The sequence below is a fragment of the Corynebacterium tuberculostearicum genome (genome assembly GCF_022347385.1).
Classification (GTDB): domain Bacteria; phylum Actinomycetota; class Actinomycetes; order Mycobacteriales; family Mycobacteriaceae; genus Corynebacterium; species Corynebacterium tuberculostearicum_M.
Genome location: NZ_JAKRDT010000004.1, coordinates 100,384 through 120,857 on the forward strand (window position 1 = coordinate 100,384; position 20,474 = coordinate 120,857).

The following is a 20,474-nucleotide window of genomic DNA, read 5'->3' on the forward strand; positions in this document are numbered from 1 at the left end:
TCCTTCAAACTACTCGGTGATTGTCACTAAGTTCTATCGTCCGGAACCTGTATACCGTTAACGTCACGGATCGATAACAATGTCACAGAATAGTGTAACTTAGGTTCTCCCTAAAGTCTGCATTTAAAGGGATTAATGCAGGTAGTCAGAGGGATCAGAAGAAAAAGTGAGGGTCCGGCCATCGGTCAGGGAGAATTTAATATTTTTCCAGAAACGGTCCCAAGTTAGGGGTTCCCTGTATGTGGCGAAGAGTTTCTGAAAATCGGCGTCGGCAAGCGCGGCGCGAGCCTTGGCCGCCTCGTACTTATCAATCCACGCCGGGATCTCGTCAATATCGGCCGCGGAATCTGCCACCTGCCACGACATATCCAAGCTCTTGTCGTGCCCAATGCGTCCGCCCTCGATGCGCGGCTGGCGCGCCGCCAAAGGGTTGCTGAGGCCGATATTGTCCAGCACGCGAATATCCAGCGGCGCATTCATGGAAGACAGGCCCAAATTGAGCAGGTAAACGGTCGGCGGATCGGTGCGCGAAGGGTCTGCAGGCGTGGCCGTCCACGAGAACCTATCTTCGCCCTTGATATAGCGGAAGGTCATGGCGTCGCCCGCCTCTAGCTCGTCGATGCCCTCCTGGTAGTCCTCCATAAACTTGGCGCCGAGGAACTCTTCGGCCCGCATAGGAGGATCCTGGCGCTGGGTGGCATAGGTCCAGAAATCGCGCTCGTCCACGATGGAGATCTCATCCGCATAGATGCTGCGATCCACCGGATGTCCGCGTAGAACGATAACCAGCGCCCACACCGCGCAGAGGACGGAGACGATCCACATGCGTACGCTAACGACAAAGATCGGAAGCAGAAACGCAAAAAGTGGCAGCAGCAGCATGCGGCCATGCATAAAGTCCCCGCCCACGCGCAAGACGTAAAGCGTATGGATGAGCGCCGCGCCCACAAAAAGATAGGTGGCAGTGGCGGTGGAGCGCAGAGCTGTGGGGCGCAGGTCCGCCTTCCATAGACCGGCAATGGCCAGCACGATGAGCGGTAGGAAGAGCCAGTACGGTCCGACAAAGTCCGCCAGGTAGGTAAAGCCCTTGCCCCATTCGGAACCGGCCGCAGACTTGGCCACGGCCGTGTGCGGGGTCAGCAGGCCGTAGTAACCCATGCGGAAAATCTCATAGGCCAACGGCAACGGCACTGCGACGGCAAGAATCTTCCACCAGCGGTGGGATACGAGCAGCACGATTCCCACCAGGCCGCCGTACAGGGCAAGCTCTGGGCGCACCAGCCAGGACAGCCCGGCCCAGAAGGCGAGCCAATAGGCGTCGCTATTGCTCCCGGAGTGGCGGCGCGGGCGCGACCACCGCAGCAACAGCCACCACAGCACCGCAAGGTAGAAGATGCACAGGCCCCATTCCAGGCCGGAGGTAAAGAAGTCGCGGGCCGGTGGCAGGGCCACATACACAAGTGAGCCGGCCGGAAGGACGGCTCCAGAGCGCACGCTTGCCGACGCCCCCGTGCCGACAACCATTGCCGCTACCGCCAAAAAGAGGCCCAAATAAATGGCGATGCCTTCCAGATTTGCGTGGGTTACCCAGCGCACGAGGAAGATGAGGTACTGCCACAGCGTGGAGGTATTGGCCTCGACTCGTTCGCCCATATTGAACACGGGCCCGTTTCCGGCTTCGAGGTTGCGCACGGTGCGCAGGACGATGAGGCCGTCATCGGAAATCCAGCGGCGGGCGAAGCCGCCCCAGAAAGATAAAACACCGATCACAAGAACGGCCGCTGGGGTACTCCAGCGGGCGATGCTCTTGTGGTCGGTGTTAAACACGGGGAGAAAGTTTATCAGCCCCGCAGAAAATTTCTACATCGTTTCCGCTGTGTCTAGAACAACGGCATGATATAAACCGCCATGGCAATGCAGGCGAGCCAGGCCAAGGCGAGAACCTGCAAAGTGCGGTCCTCGAGTGCAATCTCGTCCGGTGCGCCACCCTGGCCGCGGTCCACATCGGCCGCGTAGCGCAGGATGGCGATAGTAAACGGCACCATGGAAATCTGGTACCACACGCCACCGGTCTGAGCGTCGTTAGCGAGCTCGAAGCCCCACAGGGTGTAGCAGATGACCACCGCGGTGGCGGCTAGGGTCCACACGAAACGCAGGTAAGTGGGCGTATACCCCTCCAGGGACTTGCGGATTTTCGCGCCGGTCTGTTCTACCAACAGGATCTCCGAGTAGCGCTTGCCGGAGGCCATAAACAGCGAGCCGAAGGCCGCCACCAGCAGGAACCACTGGGACAGCTCGATGCCTGCGGCTACGCCACCGGCCATGGTGCGCAGCATGAAGCCGGAGGACACCAGCGCAATATCGATCACCGGCATATGCTTCCAGCCAAAGCAATAGCCCAACTGCAACGCGATATAAATCGCCATCACGATAGCCAGCTGCGGCCCAGCGGTGGCAAGGAAAGACAGGCCGATGGACAGGCCGATGAGCACCACGGCCATGACATAGGCGAGCTTAATCGGCAGCACGCCCGAGGCAATCGGGCGGAAGCGCTTGGTCGGATGCTCTTGGTCCTCGCGCCAGTCCTTCGCATCGTTAATCAGGTAGATGGAGGAAGCGCCGAGGCAGAAGACGACGAAGGCCAAGAGGACGTCGAGAAGCACGCGGCCGTGGAATAACGCATCGGCGCCGGCCGCGGCGGGGGCGGCCAGCACCAGGACGTTTTTGACCCACTGCTTGGGGCGCAGGGCCTTAATCATGCCATCGGCAAGATTCTTCGGCGGCTTGCGCTTGCGGCCGGTATCTACGCCGGAGGTGTGCGGTTCCGAATGGAAAAAGTGCTGGTTTCCATCATCACTCATGCTTCATTCCTTTCATCACGACCTCCGCGGTAGCAGCGCCGATGGCCGCACCCACGGCCGTGTCTGTTGGATAGTGCACTCCGAGCACCATACGCGATGCCATCATTACCGGCACGCCGAGAAGGGGCGCCTTGCGGCCGGTCAGGCGGCTTACCGCCACCAGGAATGCGGTGGTCGAAGTCGCGTGCGAGCTAGGGAAAGACAATGTGGAGGGCGTCTTTACCCCCACGCGCACGTACGGATAATCCGGGCGCTTGCGGCGCACGATGCGCTTGAGCACCACACTGGCGGCGTGCGCGAGGAAGGCGGCGGCCCCAACACGGACCCAGCCTTCGCGGCGGCGCTTGTCGATGCCCGCCCCTACCGCAGCGCTGCCCATCCAACCTAAGGCATGCTCGCCCCAGTGGCTAAGCCCGCGGGCGGTGGGAAGTACGCCGGGCACGTCGAAAGCCGCACCCTGGATGGACTCGAGGACGCGCGATTCGGCTACGGAAAGCTTATTGGGCATCGAAGACCTTCTTCCACGACTCGCGCGAGGTCAGCTCCGGCTGGGCCGCGCGGTATTCGGCGCGCAGGTCGTCGAAGTTCTCTTCGATTTCCTTCAGCAATTCGCGGGTCTGGGCCACGAGGTCCTTAGCTAGGTCGCGATCACGCTTGCGGAAGGCCACGCCGGTGCCACCCGCGGTGGACACGGTGGCCGAATCTACGCGGGACAAGGTGAACCAGCGGGCCTCGTCCGGGGTGAGGTTGAGCTGCGGCGCCTCATAGTGCGCAGCGTCTTCCTTGCTGACGAGGTGCTTGAGACCCTTGATGGCCCACGGGATCTTCTTAATCTTGGCCAGGCGGCCGCCGACATTGCGGGTGGGCACGCCCGGCGCGCCGGTGGGAGCCGGGAGCTCATCGGCGGATTCCAGGATGACGGCATCGGAGTAGTTCTTGCGGATCTGCGCGATGCGCGGCAGCGAAGACTCCAGGATGTCGAAGAGATGGTCTGGCCCGGCCAGGAAGTCTCGCATAGCCTCAATCTGGATGGCCATGGTGGAGTATTCCATGCACATGGTGTGCTTGAGGGTGGACTTAAAGATGGACTTGGTAATGCCCTTGGCCGGCCCCTCGTGGTACATCGCGGCCACGATGAGGCGGTTGCGCAGGTGGAAGTAGGCCTGCCAGTCAATGGCATCGTCCTTATCCGCCCAGGCCATGTGCCAGATAGCGGCGCCCGGCCAGGTCACCGTGGGGAATCCGTTGCGCGCCGCGCGCAGGGAGTACTCGGTATCGTCCCACTTGATAAACAGCGGCAGCGGCTGGCCGTTGGTTTCTGCCACGATGCGCGGGAAGAGGCACATCCACCAGCCGTTGTACTCCACGTCAACGCGGCGATGCAGCGCGCGGGAATCGTACTTCTTGGGATCCAGGTGAGTCTCGCGGGTGCCGATGGCGCGCAGCGGGTACTTGGCAAAGTCGTGGTCGTAGACGGCGTGCGGCGCCGCGCCCCACATGAAATCGGCACGGTTGACCTGCTCGCCGGTGGTGCGCAGCTGGGAGCGCTCCTGCAGGTTGAGCATCTGGCCGCCGACGATGATGGGCTTGGCCGCGTAGCGGGCCGCCTGAACCGCACGCAGCACGGAGTCCGGCTCGATGGCGATGTCATCGTCCATGTACAGGATGAAGGGCGATTCGGTATTTTCCAGCGCCTCGTACATGATGCGGGAGTAGCCGCCGGAGCCGCCCAGGTTGCCCTGGCGGAATTCGCGGAAGCGCTCACCAAAGTGGGCCACCGCCTCGTCGTAACCCGGCTCATCGGCCGGGTGCTGGTTGCCTTGATCCGGCATGAGGACGAAGTCGATGATGCCGTCGACTACCGGGTCCTCGGCCAGCGCCTTGAGCGCTGCCACGGCATCGGTCGGGCGGTTAAAGGTGGGAATACCAACCGCCACGCGCTTGTCCTGCGCCGGCTGCTCGGTGCCGTCCGGCAAAAGCTGTGGGCCGGGGGCATGGGGGGAGCACCAGGCGGCGTCGGCAAGCGTGGTTTCCTGCTCGGCGGTGATATCGAACCACAGCCAGCCGCCATCCTCGAAGTTCTTAAGCGGCAGCTCGAACTCGTGGTGGCCGGTGCCTACCAGGTGGTTGGCCACGGAAATGCGCTGGCCATCCTGCTTGGAGCGGTAGAGGGAAATATTTGCTTGACCCTCAATGTCCAGGCTGAGGATTACGGAGCGCAGCTGGGACCAGCGGCGCCAGTAGGAGGCTGGGAAGGCGTTGAAGTAGGTTTCAAAAGATGCTTCCTCGCCGGCCGGGATGGTGACGGAGGTGCGGTTAAACCAGCTGAGGCGTTCGCGGTTTTGCTCGGCTTCGATGAGGTAGAGCATCCGCACATCAAAGGGCTCGCCGCGCTTAGGCAGCAGGATGCGCTGCAGGGGCTCATGGGCCTGGGTGTTGTTGGCAGTCACGATAGCTTCGATTCTCCAAACGGTATAAACAGTAGTCAGCGATTTAGCGTAGTTGCTTTTGCATAAGTACTACGGTTTACACGCGGAGCCCGTATTATGGAACATCATGAGATGGGTTCCTTGCGCGGCAGCAGTGGGTCTTCTCGCTGTAGCCAGCGCGCCCGCCGCTATCGCAGAGGAAAAGCCCGCGGTGGAGTTTCTGGACCACGCCCAAATCCTTAGCACTTCGGACGAAGAGGCCATCAAATCGCAAGCCCAGTCCATGCATTTGCCGGATTCCGTGCACGAGGTCCTCTACGCTACGTACCCGAATTCGGGCGAGGAATTTTCCCGCACCCTGTTCCATGACTTGGAACGCGAGCATCCACAGTTCATCAGCGGAAGTGGGCTACAGAAAAATGTGCTCGTCATCGCGGTAGGTTTTGAGCCCAATAGTATGGCCGTGCACTGCGGCACAGAGGTGTGCCAGGACATCAAGATTTATGACGAAGGCCGCATGGACGGCATCTTGGACCAGATGCGGCCGGCGCTGGCGGACGATGACTATACCGTCGGCATGATCCTAGCGACGCGTGCCGCCGCGGATACCACCGTGCGCCGGCAATATACGCAGGATGTGCCCACGTGGTCCTTATTCATCGCAGCCACTATGGTGCTCGTGGTTCTGGGCGCGGTTGGCCTCATTTCCTACTTGTTCATCCGCCGCGCCCGAGTGCGCACGCGCTACGATTATATTAAGGGCGCTCGCGACGGGGCTGAGGAGCTCATCAAGCGCACGGAGACACGGATTGACGCCCTGCATTCCCCTTTGGCGGGCGACTACCTGAAGGTACAGTGGCGCTCTCTGGTCAATCAGTACACTGATGCGCGGCCGACGCTCAAGGCGCTGGAGGACATCCAAGACTATTCGCTTCACGCTGCCTCCATCAAGGAGGCCTACAAAGCGCTCAAGCAGATCAATACGGCCGCAGCGCAGATAGATTCTCTGGAAAGTTTCTGCGACGGCGATACTGCGGTGCGCGCGGGCGAGGTGCAATGGCTGCTTGGCGACGCCCAAGCGGCCCTCTCTCGCCAGCCCGACAACGCCAGCTTGCGCCAGATAACGCAGCGCATTAGCGACCTGTCCCAGGATTTGTCGCGGGAAGACTTCGATTCCGCCTTCGCTCGCGTCCTCGAGGACTATCACCCCATGGTGGGCGCGCTGCCAGAACGGCTATATCCGCAGCGCGACCGCAAAACTCCCCCACTGTTGGGCACGCCGGAATGGCGCCCCGGTATGGGCACGCACTACATGCCCTATAGGTTTGCGGGCTTCTGGGTGGCTAATAATAACGTCTCCTCCCAGCTGCCCGACCCCTATCGCTTCTAGGCGTTGACCGGCTCGGTTACCGGATCGATGCCCAGCTTATTGAGCATGTAGAGCACGCGGGCTTCGAGGTCATCGGCCAATTCGCGCGCCTGCTCCACGGTATCCGCGGAAGGAATATCCCAAATCTTGATGTCCTTGCCCGCCTCATCGCGCTCTACCTCGCGGCCCAAGAACACGATGTAATCCGGCATCGCTACCGTGCGCACCTCGTCGAGGTACTTATTCGGGGCCTCACCCATGCCACGCTCGTTCATGACGTGGGCAAGGTGGCCTTCCGCTTCGGTTTCTGGGTGAGCAACGGCGGTATCTACAAAGAGGGCTTCGCCGGCGTGCTTGCGGGTCAGTTCCGCTGCGGCTTGGGCCAGCGCATTATTGGTACCGGCGGCAAAGCGAACGTGCAGGCGGTGAGCACCGAAGTAGTTGCGCACCTCACGCTCCACCAAAAGCGGCACGAATTCCTCGAGCTCCGCCTTCTTGGTGTGCTTGGCAATAACCTCATCGAGCTTGGCATCGATTTCCGCGGCCGTGTACTCGTGGCCGTAGTTCTCGTGCAGATCCTGGCGCAGGGTTTCAAACTGGTTCATTGTTATCCCCTTTCTCGGATTATTGTCCCGTTTGCTAATTGTTAACCTGTCGTTAACTTTAATAGTTAACGTTGGGTTAAGTCAAACGGTTGGGAATAACCCAATAGTTTTCTGCACCAAGAAAGCGGAAAGGCCCGCCGGGTGTTCCGGCAGGCCTTCTTGGACTGTTCTTTCTTTTTATCGGGAATTCGCGATGCGCGGCTACGCAATTTCAGGTGCTCCTGCAGCCGCTCCGGCGACATTTTCCACATGCGGCGGTCAGCCATGCCGTCACCTCCTTTCCTCAGAGGTGATTAAGTATAGCGCTTAGTGGCCACGCTCCTGCTCAATGGCCTTGCCCTCGTTCCAGAACGGAGCCAGCTTGATGTCGAACATGCTCAGCGCGGAAACGATAGCCATGCACATGTCGACATCGACAGACAGCCCGAGCCAACACGTTTACAAGCAGGAAATCGGCCACAAAGTGCACATCAATCCCCCGCTTTAGCACCGGATCTGACCGAACACGTCAGCAAGTCATGCGCTTTTGAAGCCCGATCCCCACGAAACCCAAACCACTCTCGGGCAACACTTTTTAGTATTAATTAACCAGCCTTAAGCCCCCTTCAGGACGATTACCATACTAAAAGCTGTTTACTTCACTCGAGTTCCTTTAACGTAGTGGACAGAGCAATCAGCAATGACCGCTCGCCCTTATTCCCCATCACTACCCCATGAAAGGAGGCCTCAAGTGACCGCAACACTGACACTCGCCGATGTCGCCCGGCTGACCGGCGTTACGCGCCCCGCGGTCAACGAGTGGATTCAGCGCTTTAACTCAGAATCCAACGTGCCCTTCCCCTCCCCTTACGGAGAACATGATGGCCACCCCTACTACGCCATCACCGAAATTCAAGACTGGCTGCAAGAAACCAAGCTCGGCCGCCGCGACACAGCCGTTAAAGATGCCCTCTTCTATTCTTCGCTCTACCGAATGCTGCTCCGCAATCCGGCACGCGCGGCCTTGGGCCTTTTGAACTGCAACACGGCTCTCTCCCCTCAGGATTTTTCGCCCTCTGCTGCAGTAATCGACTCTCTTACCGCGGCGTACCAGCGCGCAGCAGACAACATTCCTTCTGATGCCCCTGAAGCTGATATCGCAAAAGCAGCAGAGCAGGTAGCCGAGGCAGCTTTCGGGCCCGCGGCCGCGCTCGCCCGTCTTGCAGATGACCTCAGTGCTCAGCGCCAGGTCACACTCTCTTCCCGATTTACTTCCCGCGCTATGCAAGCAGTATCGGAAGCCCTCACGTTAGAGAACCCAACTCCACCTATCATCCCTACTGATGAATACAGCCTAGGTTTCGTCACTGGACTCGCCCGGGAACTCGAAGAAACTCTGGCGCTCAACATCGGATATCGAAAGGACTGCGCACCAGGTTCTCTCTATTGGGCCGAACTAGCGTGCCGAAACGTGGAATTCATCGACGCTAGCGAGGAGATCCCAGCGAATTCTCTTATCGTCCACGCTGCTCCTTCCCTTCTCAAGAATGCGCCCGAATACTTCGAGCACCTCCAAGACTTGCTCGACAACTTGGACGAGCACGGCGCAATGTTCTGCATTTCCACCGCAGACATGCTTATCGAGGACTCTTTAGCGCAGGTCGTCCGACGGCGGTTCCTCGCACCGACCGAAACCGGCGCAATTGCACCGCTGCGTTACAGCGCACGGCTGCCCCGAGGTATTTTTCCGGACCGCGGACAGCAGCAGGGCGCACTATGGATTCTCAAGCGCCCTAATCGCGAGGCCATAGGCAACCCTGCCGATGCTGCTGTGGTTATCGCTGACGTGCCGGACCTTAAGAGACCCGGTCTCGTCTCAGACTGGGCAACCATGCTCACCACACCGGATGAAGCACGCAAGCACGCCTTTGTCCGCGGTCGTATTCTTCGCGCCGCTGATGCCTGGCGCAGTCGTACTCATTCTCTCGATGACTCGGTCTTTTCTTCTACGTCGACGTCCTCCGCCGCCGATCTCATGCATACCGCGCATCAAGCAGGATTAGACATCAGTTCAGCAGGGCTGGAGGACGCGCAGCCAAAGATTGGTATGCGCGCTGAATCGGGGGCAACGCGCCTTGAGTACCTACCGTGGAAGGCCGCGACCAACGCTCGCACTGGGGTACTGCAGAAACTCAGCGGATCCCGCATTGCCGAACATGATCTCGCCCCTGAAGCAGTAGCAAAACTGGAACTCATCGGTGAACCCGAAATTCTGGGGAGCATTCCACAGGGCGCACGTTGCATCGATCGTCTCCGGCTGGAAGACATTGCACCGCGCGGCACCCTCACAGAACCAGGGGACGTGGTCTTCATCAAGAACCCAAGACCACGCGCGCTCATCGATGAGGAAGGCGGCAAGCTAGTCACTGCACCGGCTCAAGCACTACGATGCCGCACCTTCCGTGGACGCAGCCACACTCCCTTGGAACAGGTCTGCCTTCCCTACCTCGTAGAGAAGGCTATTAACGAAGCTGTCTCCTCCGAGTTGGCATCGGTGTACTTCCCCGTATTGCCTCGCAAGAATGCGGAAGACCTCAGCACAGTCGAGCAACAGCTCGGCGCACGGCGTCGCCAGTTGGTTGAGCAGCTAAGGAGCATCGATGTTCTACGGCACAACCTCACTATTTCGATAGGTACCGGTGCTGTCACCATCGCTGAATCTCGTGCACAATCCCCGCCAGGCTAATAACAGAGTTCAACATTCAAACGCACAAACACCGTTATATGTAAGGAGAAAAATGACTAACTCAGTCAAGGATGTGCAGAACGTAGAGTCTGCCTCCGCCACCACCCTCAAAGAGCTCAAGGACACTTTATGGAAGGCAGCAGACAAGCTGCGCGGTTCCATGGACGCATCCCAGTACAAGGACATCGTCCTAGGACTGGTGTTCCTCAAATACGTCACTGATGCTTTCGATGCCCGGCGCGCGGAGCTGCGTGCCGAAGGCGAGGAGCACGGCGATAGCGAAGAGTACATCCAGGAAGACCTGGAGGATATCGACGCTTACCGTGAGAAGAACGTTTTCTGGGTGGACCGCATCGCTCGTTGGACCTTCCTGCGCGACAACTCGAAGGGCAAGACGGCCGACGCCGGCCAGGAGTACCAGTCCATTGGCAAGCTCATCGATAACGCGATGAAGCAGCTCATGCTGGACAATGAGTCGCTATTAGGTACCCTGCCCACGAACTTCGCCTCGGATAGCGTTGACCAGCGTCGGTTGGGCGAACTCATCGACTTGTTCAGCACCACGCGTTTCACCGCGGAGGGTCCCGAGCGTGCTCGCGATTTGCTGGGTGAGGTCTATGAATACTTCCTGGAGAAGTTCGCTCGTGCTGAGGGCAAGCGTGGCGGTGAGTTCTACACCCCGCGTCCCGTCGTCCGCACTCTCGTGGAAATCCTGGAGCCGACCCAGGGTCGCGTCTACGACCCGTGCTGTGGTTCAGGCGGCATGTTCGTGCAGGCTGAGAAGTTCCTCGAAACCACGGAAAAGGACCGCACTGCTCTGGCCATCTACGGTCAGGAGCTTAATGAGCGCACCTGGCGCATGGCCAAGATGAACTTGGCCATCCACGCCATTAGCTCTGCTGGCTTGGGTGAGCGCTGGGCCGACACCTTCGCCCGCGACATCCATCCGGATAAAAAGATGGACTACGTCATGGCCAACCCACCGTTCAACATCAAGGATTGGTCGCGCAACGAGGAAGACACCCGCTGGAAATACGGCGTTCCACCCAAGCGCAATGCAAACTTCGCGTGGATGCAGCACATTATCTCCAAGCTCACTTCTCAGGGTGAGGCCGGCGTCGTCATGGCCAATGGCACGATGACGTCGAACTCCTCCGGTGAAGGCGATATTCGCAAGGCCATGGTCGAAGACGACATCGTTTCCTGCGTCATCGCTCTTCCTGCGCAGCTCTTCCGCGGCACGCAGATTCCGGTCTGTGTCTGGTTCTTCGCCAAGGACAAGAAGGCTGGCTCCAAGGGCACCATTGACCGCACCAACCAGGTGCTTTTCATCGATGCCCGCGAGCTCGGCCACATGATTGACCGCACTGAGCGCACCTTCAGCAACGAAGACATCCAAAAGATTGCGAACACCTACCGCCTCTGGCGCGGCCGCACCTCCGCACCTGAGGGCGAGGCTTACGAAGACATTGCTGGTTTCTGTAAGTCCGCCTCCCTCGACGACATCCGCGACGCCGACTTCGCCATGACCTCCGGCCGCTACGTTGGTTTCGCCGAGGCCGAAGAAGACGACGAACCCATCGACGAGAAAATTACCCGCCTCACCGGCGAGCTCACCGCCGCGCTTGACGACGCCGCCCACCTCGATCAGGTCGTGCGCGAACAGCTGGGGAGGTTGAAGTAATGAAAAAAATCGTTTCGCTAAAAGAAGTATGCGAGTCTGACTACGGAGTCACCGCCAGTGCGACCGAACAGCCTACAGGCACCCATTTCCTTCGTATCACTGACATAGTTAACTTCACTGACTATTCCGGTGTACCTTTCATCGACATCGATGACGAAGATCGGAGAAAAAAGCTACTTAAACAAAATGACATCGTTGTAGCCAGAACAGGTGCAACCGTGGGGGCTAGCCATCTCTTTAGAGGTACCGAGCCAACAGTCTTCGCTTCTTATCTAGTGCGATTCAGAACAAGGACCCCAGACGTCGACCCAGTCTTTGTTTCATATGTATTGAATTCCCCAGCATGGAAGCAGTTTATTTTTGCCAACGCTCACTCCAAGTCGGCACAACCGAATCTCAGTGCTGCGGCAATGATGGACTTCCAGTTCTCTTTGCCTGAAATACGCGAACAACAAAAGATCGCGTCCGTCTTAAGAGCACTCGACGACAAAATCGCCGCTAACCAGTTAGCGATTCACAAGATTCAGGAGCTGCTGCATGCTCAGTGGCATGCCATCACCAACACCGAAGTTAGTTCTACTGAGCCGATTTCCAGTATCGCCGACGTCAATCCCCGCACGTCAAAGCCGCAAAGCGATGAATGTAGCTTCCTGGAGATGAAGGATCTTCCGGAGTACGGATTGATTGTGGACCGCTGGGGAAAGCGCGAGACCAAGGGAGGCACCAAGTTCAGGAACGGTGACGTCCTTCTCGCGCGCATCACCCCGTGTTTTGAGAACGGCAAGATGGCAATTGTCGACTTCCTGGAGGATGACGAAGTGGGAATGGGCTCTACCGAGTACATCGTTTTCCGTCCCAAGGAAGGCATCCCTGCCGCTGCGATCCATGCCATTATCGCTAGTCCTGAGTTCCGAGGATTTGGGTATAAAGCACTTACCGGCACCTCTGGACGTCAACGGATTGCAGCCGACGACCTCAAGGAAATTGCGGTTCCTTGGCTTTCCGAAAGCGCTTTGACAGAGTACAGGCAGCTCGCAGACGCGCTCCTCAAGAAGGCTACGGCGCTTCGAAATGAAAACCAAGTCCTCGCCCGCACCCGCGACGAGCTCCTTCCCCTCCTCATGAGCGGCCGTATCACGGTCGGTGAAGCGGAAGAGGCTGCGGACGTTGCGGGCACGACGGCGTCGGAAAGCTAAGCAACCCCTATCCCTACAACCACTAAGGAGAAGCTCATGCTGAGCGAAGAATCCCTCGAGCTCATTGTTCAGGACCACCTGGCGGAACTGGAATGGGTGTCTGGGCATGGCCCGGACTTTGCGCCGGGCTCCGGCGAGCGCGACACCTGGAATGACATCGTGCTGCGCGGGCGTCTGCGCAATGCCGTGCGCAACCTCAACCCGGGCGTACCGGAGGAGTACCTTGACCAGGCGATTGGTGAGGTCATCACGCCGAAATCACAGTCTGCGATTGCAGAGAACCGGCGCATTCACCAGATTCTGGTGGAAGGCTATCGCGGTATCGAGTACATCGACCACGAGGGCAACGTTCAGAACCCCACCATCTATTTCCTATCTTCGCAGCCGCACAAGAACGACTACTTGTCGCTCAACCAGGTCACCATTGCGAACCTCGATGGAGAGCGTCGCTTCGATGTGGTCTGCTACGTCAACGGCATGCCGCTGGCGTTTATTGAGCTGAAGAAGACGGGCGCGAATACCTCCGTCGAGGGCGCGTACAACCAGCTGCAGACCTACGTCAAGGAATTCGGCATGGCCTTCCGCTTTGCCAATATTGTGATTCCTTCGGATGACCTCAGCGCGAAGTACGGTACGCCGTTTACTCCGTGGAACCACTTTGCGCCGTGGAATGTGGATGAGGACGGCAGCCCGGTAGACCCCAACAACATGGTTGTGGCCGGCGAGCCGGTCACGCAGCTGGATCTGTTGCTTGATGGTCTGTTTAATGTGGAGCGTTTTGGACAACTCTACAGCGACTTCACGGCGTTCGATGACACCGCCGAAGGCCTGGTCATGCGCATCGCGAAGCCGCACCAGTACTTCGCGGTGACCAAGGCTGTGGGTTCCACGATCACGGCGGCGCGCGGCGACAAGCGCGCTGGCGTCATCTGGCATACAACGGGTGCCGGCAAGTCCATGGAGATGGAGCTCTACACCGCCAAGATTATGCGTCGGCCGGAGATGCTCAGCCCGACTGTCATCGTGCTCAATGACCGTACGGAGCTAGATGAGCAGCTCTTCGAGACCTTCAACCGGTCCACCATCCTTCCGGAGGCACCGCGCAATATCGAGTCGCGTGCTGAATTACGTGAGCTGCTGTCGCAGAAAACTTCCGGCGGCATCTACTTCTCGACGCTCCAGAAGTTTGGCTTGAACGGCCAGGGTGAGTTGCGTGAGACCGAGCACCCGTCGCTCTCTGACCGGAGCAACATCGTGGTCATCGTCGACGAGGCACACCGTTCCCACTATGGCTTTGGCGATACCGCGGCTGACGGTTACGCACAGCACCTACGCAATGCGCTGCCGAATGCCTCCATGCTGGCGTTTACCGGTACCCCGCTCAAGGAGTGGGACCGCGATACGCGCAAGGTCTTCGGTGACGACGTAGATGTCTACGACATGAACCGCGCCGTCGAGGACGGTGCCGTGGTGCCCGTCTACTTCGAGCCACGCCTCATCCCGCTCAAGCGCATTGCTGGAATCACGGATGACGATATTGATGACTCTGCCGAGGAAGTACTTACGGGTCTCGACGAGGTGGAGCGCGACCGGATTCAGCGCTCCGTCGCAGCGTTGGAAATCATTTACGGTTCCGACGACCGCTTGGATGCGCTCGCTGAGGACTTTGTTCGCCACTGGGAAGACCGCCGCGAAAATATGCGGGAATTCATCGGCGCTCCGGGAAAAGCGATGATTGTCACCGCGACGCGCTCCATTGCAGCACGCCTTTACTCCAAGATCGTGGCGCTACGGCCTGAGTGGCATTCGGATGCCGATGACAAGGGAAAAATCAAGGTCATCTACTCTGCCGCGCCGTCCGACCCGGATGAACTCAAGGTCCATATGCGCCGCCCGAGCGCGCTCAAGGCAGTGAAGAACCGCATCAAGGATGTCGACGACGAGCTGGAAATCGCCATCGTTCAGTCCATGATGCTCACCGGCTTCGACGCACCGCCGCTACACACGCTCTACATTGACCGTTCACTCAAGAGTGCACTGCTCATGCAGACCCTCGCCCGCGTCAACCGCACGTTCCGCGACAAGCAGGATGGCCTCCTTGTCGCCTATGCTCCGCTGGTCGAAAACCTGGAGAAGGCGCTGGCTGAGTTCACACTCAACCCCTCCGACGACGGCACGAAGGTCACGGGACAGGACGTCGAAGAAGCGCTCAATCTGGCGAAGGGATTCCTGGCTCGTCTCGACGACATTGTGGGAATCGAATGGAAGAACACCGCTTTCATCGATGACGCCAACCTTCGCCGCGCTTTGCTCGACGTCACTGGTTTCCTTCGCAATCCAAGAACCGAAGGCAACTACGACCCCGAGAAGCCAAACGCGCGTCCCGTCGCTGATGAGTTCAAGCGTCAGGCTGGAAGGCTCGCGCGTGCATGGGCGCTTGCGTCCAACAGCCCTGCCGCCGATGAATTCCGTCCGAGCGTGCAGTTCTATTCCGAGGTCAAGAACTGGCTCATCAAGCTCGATGCAGGCGACCGTGTCGCCAACGGAGAGCCGATTAGTGACTCCATCCGTAACACCCTAGGCAAGCTGGTCGTTGATTCGGCTGAGGCCACCGGTGTCATCGACATCTACCGCCAGGCCGGGATTGAGATTCCGAACTTGCAGGATCTCACCGTCGACCTGTTCAAGGACAAACAATCCCCCTCTGAGGTCTCGTTGCTCATCGATGCGTTGCGCCGCCAGCTTCAGCAGGAAGCCCGCACCGCCACAGGAAACAACGAGCTGCGCTCCAAGCAGTTCTCCGAGCGGATCACCGAGCTGATGAATCGGTACACCAATCAGCAGCTTACGGCCGCTGAAATCATCGCCGAACTCATCCGCCTGTCCAAGGAGATTGTCAAGGAAAGCAAACGCGGTGAACAATTCACCCCGCCACTAGGCAATGACGAGCTCACCTTCTTCGACGCGGTGTCGACAAACGAATCCGCAACCGAGCTCATGGACGACGAAGTTCTTGCTGAAATCGCACGCCAGCTCGTTTCCATGCTGCGTCGCGATGCAAAGACCGACTGGACAGTACGCGATGACGTACGCGCGAAACTACGCCGCTCGGTCCGCAGGTTGCTACGCGACTACAAATATCCACCGGACAAGGCGCCGGAGGCCATCAAGCTCGTGCTTGAACAGATGGAGAAATTCGCGCCAAGGTATTCAGCGGCGGCGCGCGAACAAGGTGACGTTGAACACCGTGGTTAGCCCTGCAGCCGATAGCGCGGACCTGCCCCTGTTAGCGCTCAACGCTCCTGAACACCCTCAAACACTACACACACTGTGGTGTGTTGTGTAGTGTTCGCACGTGTCCCTCGTCCGAAATTCTCACAGTACGGGATGATTTCGCAGGTCAATCATACTTTCCCGGTCTGCGCGACACTACACAACACACCACCCGCACTCCATAGTGTGGTGTGTTGGGTGGTGTGTTGAGTGTTCTGTTGACGGAGTTCGGCTTAGTGGCCGCGCTCCTGCTCAAGCGCCTTACCCTCGTTCCAGAACGGAGCCAGCTTGTTGTCGAACATGCTCAGCGCGGAGGCAATGGCCATGTGCATGTCGAGGTACTGGTAGGTGCCCAGGCGGCCGCCGAAGAGAACCTTATTATCCTTCGACTCCTGGGCGGCGAGCTTACGGTAGGCCTCCAGCTTGGTGCGGTCCTCAGGGGTATTGATTGGGTAGTACGGCTCATCGCCCTTATCGGCAAAGCGCGAATACTCCTTCATGATGACCGTCTTATCCTTCGGGTACTTATCCTTGCGCTCCGGGTGGAAGTGGCGAAACTCATGGATGCGGGTGTAGTCCACGTCCGCATCGTTGTAGTTCATCACTGGGGTTCCCTGGAAGTCGCCGGTGTCGAGCACCTCCATGTCAAAGTCGAGGGTGCGCCAGCCCAGCTCGCCCTCGGCAAAATCAAAGTAGCGATCCAGTGGGCCGGTGTAGACCACGGGCGCATCTGGAGACTCGGCGCGCAGCTCTTCGCGCACCTCGAACCAATCGGTATCCAGGCGGACCTCAATATTGTCGTGGTCGGCCATATTCTCTAGCCAGGCGGCGTAGCCGTCGACAGGCAGGCCCTCATACGTATCGTTGAAGTAGCGGTTATTGAAGGTATAGCGCACCGGCAGGCGGGTGATATTCGCGGCCGGCAGCTCCTTCGGATCGGTCTGCCACTGCTTTGCGGTGTAATCGCGGATGAAGGCCTCATACAGCGGGCGACCGATGAGCGAGATGGCCTTCTCCTCCAGGTTTTGCGCCTCTTCCGGGGAGAATTCGCCGGCCTGATCCTTAATGAGCTGGCGAGCCTCATCCGGGGAGTAGTAACGGCCGAAGAACTGGTTGATAAGACCCAGGCCCATCGGGAATTGGTAGGCGGTGCCATCGTGCATGGCAAAGACGCGGTGCTGGTAGTCGGTGAAATCGGTGAACTTATTGCAGTAATCCCACACGCGCTTATTAGAGGTGTGGAAGAGGTGCGCGCCGTACTTGTGCACCTCGATTCCGGTGGTGGGTTCGGCCTCGGAGTAGGCATTGCCGCCGAGGTGATTGCGGCGCTCCACAATGAGCACCTTCTTATCCAGCTGGCTAGCGGCGCGCTCGGCAACCGTTAGACCAAAAAATCCAGAGCCAACAACGATGAGGTCATAAGAAGTCATGGCCTCCACTTTATTGCACTACGGCAGCTGACACGGCGCATCGGCGTGTCGCAACAGATTTCACAGAAGTCACAAACATACCATCACTATCAACTCTTAACTTTTGGCAACCGTTTTTACAGCTGCACAACCCTAGGGAGATAACAGTGCAACAACGACGTCGACTAGTACCCACCAGGTCAAAATGGTCCACCCCCGTCATCGCGGCGGTCACCTCCATCGCGCTCGCCGCGACCGCCGCATTCGGCGGACAGCAAGTTCTCAAGACCCAAGACTCCAGCAACGGCGGTCCCATTGAGGTCAAAAAATCCTCCTCTAGCTTCAGTGACGGCGAATCCATCGTCGTCGATGACCCAGCCGTAGCCGCTCAGGGCGACGGCGAAAGCCGCCGCGCGGTCAAGCAGTTCCACCGCGACGAAACCTTCAACATGTTCGCCGTCACCTGGGAGGGCAAGCGAGATATCAACTCCTTCGTCCGCTCCAAGCAGCAGGACGGTTCCTGGAGCGAGTGGCTGCCCATGGATGCAATGAATTACACCGAGGGCAAGAACGGCACCGAACTCATCTTCGTGGGCGATACCAACGATGTGCAGGTTTCTATGGCCAACGTTGACCTCGTGACCGGTTCCAACCTCGACAAGAAGGAAGACTCCCTCCTGGACAAGGCCGCCAAGGGCGCTGATGCCAACCGCCCCGCGCCGCTTGCGTACAACGTCGGCGATATCTCCCCCGTGGCCGATGAGCGCACCCAGGTTGCGGATCTCGACGCCGTGTTTATCGACGGCAACGCTCAAGAAGGCGAAGCCATCGAGCCCACCGCGGAGACCGCGGGCATGCCTAAGGTAGTCACCCGCGCCGGCTGGGGAGCAGACGAATCTAAGCGCTGCCAGGAGCCAACCTACGACGATGGCCTCAAGGCCATGACCCTGCACCACACCGCGGGTACCAATAACTACACCCGCGCGCAGGCGGCGGCACAGGTACGCGGTGCCTACGACTACCATGCGCAGACCCTGGGCTGGTGCGATATCGGCTATAACGTGCTGGTGGATAAATTCGGCACCATCTACGAAGGCCGCTACGGCGGCTTGGACAAGGCCGTACAGGGTGCCCACGTGGGTGGCTTCAACTCTAATAACTGGGGCATTTCCATGATTGGCAACTACGAGGAAACCGAGCCTTCCCGCGAGATGCTCAACTCCGTGGCGGAGATTGCCGGCTGGAAGGCCGCTATTTCTGGCATCGATCCAATGGGCAAGGCCAGCTTGTACTCCGGCGGATTCAACGGCTCCAAGTTCCCTGCAGGAACCACGGCCACCGTGCCGGCCTTCGCGGGCCACAACGATTTCCACTACACGGCTTGCCCGGGCCAGTACACCACGCGCCACTGGGACGAGATTCGAAAGAATACCAAGCGCAAGGCGGATGCCATCAAGTCCGGCAAGAACAGCACGGACCTGAACTGGCAAGAGTCTCCACAGCCAAATACCCCCAAGACCCCGCAACCAAATACCCCCAAGACCCCGCAACAGGTGGGCGGAGAAATCATGTCCTCGCTTGGCGAGGTCGAGGTACCGGTCTCCACTATCTCCGCCCTTGCCGGCATCGCTGCCGCCGTCTTCGGCGTGCTCATCGCCAATGAGCGCCTGCAGAAGCCTGATACCGATCGGAAGGTGACGGGCAACTTGACCACCGGGGATATCCCGGAGATTGTCAATAAGGTTGTCCAGGTCTCCAACAACGAGGGCTTGAAGGAATCCTGGACCTCCGTCCTCAACGCTTTCGGCCCAGTCCTAGGCTTGGCAGTCGGCGGCCCGGATACTACCGACGGCGGCAAGATCCTCTACCAGCTCTTCCAAAATGGCGTGGTGCTCTCCTCCAAGGAGTCCGGCACCAAGGCGCTGACGGGCGAGATTGCCAAGAAGTGGTCCGAGGGCGATAATGCCTCCAAGCTCGGCCTGCCGACCTCCAACGAGGAAAAGAATGGCAAGGAAATCCGCGTGAAGTTCCAGGGTGGCGAGATTGTCTACAACACCGAAACGGAAAAGGTAGACATCTTCACCGACTAGAACCAGCGCTCTAGCACCTTAGCGACGCCCGCCTGGTGGTTAGCCACGGTGACCGCATCCGCGGCCGCCTTAACCTCCGGGTGGGCGTTTTCCATGGCCACGCCGCAGCCGGACCACTGCAGCATTTCTATATCGTTGGGCATATCCCCAAAGGCAATAGTCTCTTGCTGGGCGACGCCGGTGTGCTCCGCCAGCCATTCCACCCCGCGGCGCTTAGTCACATTGGGCGCGGCAACCTCCAAGATTCCTTCCTGCATGGAATAGGTCAGGTGCGCAAGCTCCGGATCGATGTGCGGCGCAATGAGCTCATAGAGCTCTGGGGCGGAGTAGTCCGTGTTGCGGATGAGGAACTTTACCGCCGGCTGCCCCACTAGCTCGCCCATGCTGACCACGCCGAAGCCCTCAAACAGGGCGTTTTCGGAATAGTGGCGCTCGACTACGAAGAGGTCCTCGACGGCGTCGGCAAGCGAGCCCCCTGCCCGCTCCGCGCCAAAGCCTACGGTGCCCAGTACGGTCTGGGCCACGTCCACCACTTCCGCCAACGCGGCGGGCGAAAGCTCATGGGCAGACATCACCCGATCCTCCGCGGAGTCATATAACACAGCGCCATTCGAGGTCACGCATACCGGCCGCACGGGCAGCTGCTCCAGCACCGGGGCAATCCAGCGGAACGGACGGCCAGTAGAAAGCGCAAAATAGGCACCCTGTTGGACTGCCCGCGCCACGGCGTCACGGTTGCGACGCGGGACGCGGTGGTTGCGGTCCAGCAGGGTGCCGTCAATATCGCTCGCGATGAGGCGAGGCGCGCGGGCTGGGAAATTCTCCATACCCGC

The 20,474-nt window shown here is 59.2% G+C and carries 14 protein-coding genes; 6 read left to right on the top strand and 8 right to left on the bottom strand.

Features of this window, described 5'->3' with window-relative positions:
* Positions 1–132: 132 nt before the first annotated feature.
* The 4 genes from MHK00_RS03545 to MHK00_RS03560 are packed head-to-tail and all read right to left on the bottom strand — an operon-like array spanning position 133 to position 5,311.
* Complete coding sequence (locus tag MHK00_RS03545; RefSeq protein ID WP_250410492.1) at positions 133–1,827, bottom strand: arabinofuranosyltransferase AftB family protein; 1,695 nt, start codon at positions 1,825–1,827, stop codon at positions 133–135.
* A gap of 53 nt (positions 1,828–1,880) precedes the next feature.
* Positions 1,881–2,861 carry a decaprenyl-phosphate phosphoribosyltransferase gene (locus MHK00_RS03550; RefSeq protein WP_005325409.1) on the bottom strand — a complete coding sequence of 327 codons (981 nt, stop codon included), beginning with the start codon at positions 2,859–2,861 and terminating at the stop codon, positions 1,881–1,883.
* The gene (locus MHK00_RS03555) at positions 2,854–3,369 is read right to left on the bottom strand and encodes a phosphatase PAP2 family protein (protein WP_005325407.1); all 516 of its coding nucleotides are present in this window, start codon (positions 3,367–3,369) and stop codon (positions 2,854–2,856) included. The genes MHK00_RS03550 and MHK00_RS03555 overlap by 8 nt, the downstream gene beginning before the upstream one ends.
* Complete coding sequence (locus tag MHK00_RS03560) at positions 3,359–5,311, bottom strand: glycosyltransferase (protein WP_179387094.1); 1,953 nt, start codon at positions 5,309–5,311, stop codon at positions 3,359–3,361. Before MHK00_RS03560 ends, MHK00_RS03555 begins: the two co-directional genes overlap by 11 nt.
* 106 nt (positions 5,312–5,417) lie before the next feature.
* Between MHK00_RS03560 and MHK00_RS03565 the strand changes: the two genes are divergently transcribed.
* Entirely contained in the window at positions 5,418–6,680 is a 1,263-nt protein-coding gene (locus MHK00_RS03565) for a hypothetical protein (RefSeq protein WP_250410493.1), read from the top strand.
* Here the strand turns inward: MHK00_RS03565 and MHK00_RS03570 are convergent.
* Both MHK00_RS03570 and MHK00_RS03575 read right to left on the bottom strand, forming a co-directional pair.
* Positions 6,677–7,264, bottom strand: coding sequence for a three-helix bundle dimerization domain-containing protein (locus MHK00_RS03570; protein WP_250410495.1), 588 nt, complete (start codon positions 7,262–7,264; stop codon positions 6,677–6,679). The two genes, MHK00_RS03565 and MHK00_RS03570, sit on opposite strands and share 4 nt — an antisense overlap.
* Before the next feature lie 65 nt (positions 7,265–7,329).
* On the bottom strand, positions 7,330–7,530 hold the full coding sequence (locus MHK00_RS03575; RefSeq protein WP_200288542.1) for a DEAD/DEAH box helicase: 201 nt from the start codon (positions 7,528–7,530) through the stop codon (positions 7,330–7,332).
* 464 nt (positions 7,531–7,994) lie between these two features.
* Between MHK00_RS03575 and MHK00_RS03580 the strand changes: the two genes are divergently transcribed.
* From MHK00_RS03580 to MHK00_RS03595, 4 genes are read left to right on the top strand one after another with little or no spacing between them, the layout of a single operon-like run.
* Positions 7,995–9,989, top strand: coding sequence for a helix-turn-helix transcriptional regulator (locus MHK00_RS03580; protein WP_250410497.1), 1,995 nt, complete (start codon positions 7,995–7,997; stop codon positions 9,987–9,989).
* A 52-nt stretch (positions 9,990–10,041) separates the two neighbouring features.
* Positions 10,042–11,673, top strand: coding sequence for a class I SAM-dependent DNA methyltransferase (locus MHK00_RS03585; protein WP_250410498.1), 1,632 nt, complete (start codon positions 10,042–10,044; stop codon positions 11,671–11,673).
* The gene (locus MHK00_RS03590) at positions 11,673–12,869 is read left to right on the top strand and encodes a restriction endonuclease subunit S (protein ID WP_250410500.1); all 1,197 of its coding nucleotides are present in this window, start codon (positions 11,673–11,675) and stop codon (positions 12,867–12,869) included. Before MHK00_RS03585 ends, MHK00_RS03590 begins: the two co-directional genes overlap by 1 nt.
* Positions 12,870–12,905: 36 nt before the next feature.
* Complete coding sequence (locus MHK00_RS03595) at positions 12,906–16,124, top strand: type I restriction endonuclease subunit R (RefSeq protein WP_250410502.1); 3,219 nt, start codon at positions 12,906–12,908, stop codon at positions 16,122–16,124.
* A 251-nt stretch (positions 16,125–16,375) separates the two neighbouring features.
* Here MHK00_RS03595 and glf read toward each other — a convergent pair whose 3' ends face one another.
* On the bottom strand, positions 16,376–17,572 hold the full coding sequence (gene glf / locus MHK00_RS03600) for a UDP-galactopyranose mutase (protein ID WP_250410504.1): 1,197 nt from the start codon (positions 17,570–17,572) through the stop codon (positions 16,376–16,378).
* 146 nt (positions 17,573–17,718) lie between these two features.
* On the opposite strand from glf, the gene MHK00_RS03605 reads away from it, so the two are divergent.
* A complete protein-coding gene (locus MHK00_RS03605) occupies positions 17,719–19,641 on the top strand; it encodes an N-acetylmuramoyl-L-alanine amidase (protein ID WP_250410505.1) in 1,923 nt (640 codons plus the stop codon).
* Here MHK00_RS03605 and MHK00_RS03610 read toward each other — a convergent pair.
* On the bottom strand, positions 19,638–20,468 hold the full coding sequence (locus MHK00_RS03610) for an HAD family hydrolase (RefSeq protein ID WP_250410507.1): 831 nt from the start codon (positions 20,466–20,468) through the stop codon (positions 19,638–19,640). The genes MHK00_RS03605 and MHK00_RS03610 overlap by 4 nt on opposite strands.
* Positions 20,469–20,474: the final 6 nt, after the last annotated feature.